This window comes from Variovorax sp. P1_H2, from assembly GCF_056405295.1.
Genome location: NZ_JBFUCJ010000254.1, coordinates 1 through 2,398, shown reverse-complemented (window position 1 = coordinate 2,398; position 2,398 = coordinate 1). Strand labels below are relative to the sequence as shown.

Annotated in this window: 2 protein-coding genes and 1 pseudogene; 1 reads left to right on the top strand and 2 read right to left on the bottom strand. The window is 62.8% G+C overall.

The features are described 5' to 3' along the window. Positions 1-1,165, top strand: a 1,165-nt coding sequence (locus AC1D2E_RS35540; RefSeq protein WP_478201747.1) for a hypothetical protein, incomplete at its 5' end; no start/stop codon positions are given. Between the two features lie 125 nt (positions 1,166-1,290). Here the strand turns inward: AC1D2E_RS35540 and AC1D2E_RS35535 are convergent. Both AC1D2E_RS35535 and AC1D2E_RS35530 read right to left on the bottom strand, forming a co-directional pair. Then, a pseudogene (locus AC1D2E_RS35535) lies at positions 1,291-1,726 on the bottom strand (dienelactone hydrolase family protein); the annotation flags it as partial. Further along, on the bottom strand, positions 1,714-2,398 hold a 685-nt coding region (locus AC1D2E_RS35530; protein ID WP_478201746.1), incomplete at its 5' end, for a class I SAM-dependent methyltransferase. The gene AC1D2E_RS35530 and the pseudogene AC1D2E_RS35535, both read right to left, overlap by 13 nt.

Here is a 2,398-nt window from a genome sequence, read left to right as displayed (position 1 = left end):
TGCTTGGCCCCTAACCTTCTGGATGGATGCACGGCAGCGAGCGGACCTGAGCCTGTTCCTGAGTCAGCGCGCCCAGTCGGTCGTCAGCATGTTCGATTTCGACAGTGGGCGCATATTTCCGAAACCATTCTGCAAGTACCTGGAGTCATCGGAATGGAGTGCGATGTCGTACATGGTCGGGCAAATTGGCGCGACGGTCGCAGTCAAACAATGGCTTGGCGAGGCTAGGTTGCCGATTCAGGTCCTGCACAAGTCAGTATTCGCGAACGCCGCGCTGGTCAAGCTGCCCATGGAGACAATGTCTTCGGGTGCAAAGGCCAAAGCGGTGCCGGACTTGCTGGTCAAGGATGCCAGATCAGACTGGCATCTGCTGGAAGCCAAGGGAGGAAAGGCGAACTATAGGTCAAGGGCCGTGAACAAGGGCCTCAAGCAGCTCGATGGCCACGATCTCATTCGAAGCGGAACCTCACTCAGCGCCCCCCTAAGCCGCGTATGCTCTTTCGTTCAACTCGACCGCCCCACCGCGCAATCTAGAGCGCTGCGCTTCGATGTGGTCGATCCGGACGGACCAAATGACCGTTCGGAATTGATCGTCTTCGAGGATCTGGCTGTGGCAATGACCCGCATCCTTGTTGACAATGTTCTGCAATCACTGCCAGCGGCCCAACAGGATCGACAAGGGGAGCTTCAGAAAGTACCCCGGTTCACATGGCGCCAGACAGGCCACCCAGAAGTCTTGGTAGCAGTCCCTGATCCTGATGCGACGTCTGCGGCAATTGCGACTGCGGTCGCGATCATGCAGGCGACAAAGCGGCGGATGACCACTCACGGGCGCCGGCGCATCGCCGACGCCCGTCAGTTTGCAAGTCGTATTGTCGAGGACGTAGGTATCACATCGCCTACGGGATTCAATGCATCTTGGGAGGCGCAGCGCGAATCGATAACAGCGCAGGTCGCAGAGGCACTAGAAGGCTCGACTCGGGCGGATCGCTCGTTGGTGGCCGTATGGGAAGCCCTTGGCAGCCGGTTAGCTCTTAAGAGCCAGCTCGACGCGGAGCGGGTTGCGCGAGCGCTCCTTGGTCGTGGATCAGGAGGCAGCACTGCCGTAGCAGGTCAAAGTGGTGCCATCTATGTATCGGTGCCGCGCGCCGACCGCCGAATCTAGGAAAACTGATCCGCCAGAAGCACCACCACCTATCACCCAGTTGCACCGCCGGCGGATGGGGACATGACATCGATGGGTGAGGTAGTCAATGTCCGAGCGAAGACTTCAGAGAGCGTTAGACCGGCTCATAGCATCGCACACGTTCTGCGATGCTCGCGTCTCAACCTCCTTCCCGAACCCATCAAAGTATTCGACGGCAGCGTCTCATCCAGCAGTTTGCGCCCCGTCTCCACCCCAGCCACCGGCAGCCCCGCCGCATCCAACAACGCCACCTGCACCAACACACTAAATGTGCTCGTGGTAAAGCTTGTCCCCCCGAAACTTCACCACCGCCAGCAGCGGTATCTCCACCCGCCTCCCCGTCGGCGCCACCCCCGGCAGCATCCACGGAATCTCAGTGGTGTGCGTGAAGCAGAACAGCATCTCGTCGACCACCTGCGGCGCGCCCACGGTGCGCGAGGTCGGCACCAGCGACGTATCGGGCGGGTTGCTGTTGACGAAGTGGTTCGTGTAGAAGTGGTGCAGAGCCTTGTAGCCCACGCAGCCGGTCATGGTCGGGATGCCGACGCAGACACCGCTCGCGCACCAACCATCCAGCAGGCCGCCGTAAACCGGACTTCATCTCCACGCACATAGGGATCAAACGCGGCGCGCACCGTCTCGATGATCTGCGTTCGAGTCCGCTCGTCCGCCTCCTGAAGGACCGGGCCGACCGGGCCGAGCCGGGTCAGGTAGCCGACCAACTCTTTCTCGGGCAGGGTGCAGGCCACGTCGATCGGCCGGATATCGATCTCGGCCCAGCCGCTCTCCTCCAGGATGGTGCGGACCCGGCGCCGGTCGGCGAAGGCGAACTGCCCCGGCGCGTCCGGCCGGCGGGCGGGGAGGTTCGGCAGCAGCGGTGCCGCAGCCCGCTCGGCCGTCGTCATGAACGGATTTTCCGCGGCACTCCGCCAGGCGATGAAGCGCAGCTCGGCGCCATCCCTTGCGGCACGCCGCAGGTTCGCAAAGGCCCTGGCAGGGTCGTCGAAGAACATGACGCCGAAGCGCGAAATGATCAGGTCGAAGCTCGCAGGCTCGAACGCATGGGTCTGCGCGTCAGCGCGGATGAAGCTGGCCGGCGTGTCTATTTCCCGTTCGGCGCGGGCCCGGGCGGCGGCGATCATCGGCTCCGAAATGTCGATGCCGATGCAGTGGCCCTCGGCGCCGAGCTGCCGCGCCGCGGCGAGCGTCGTG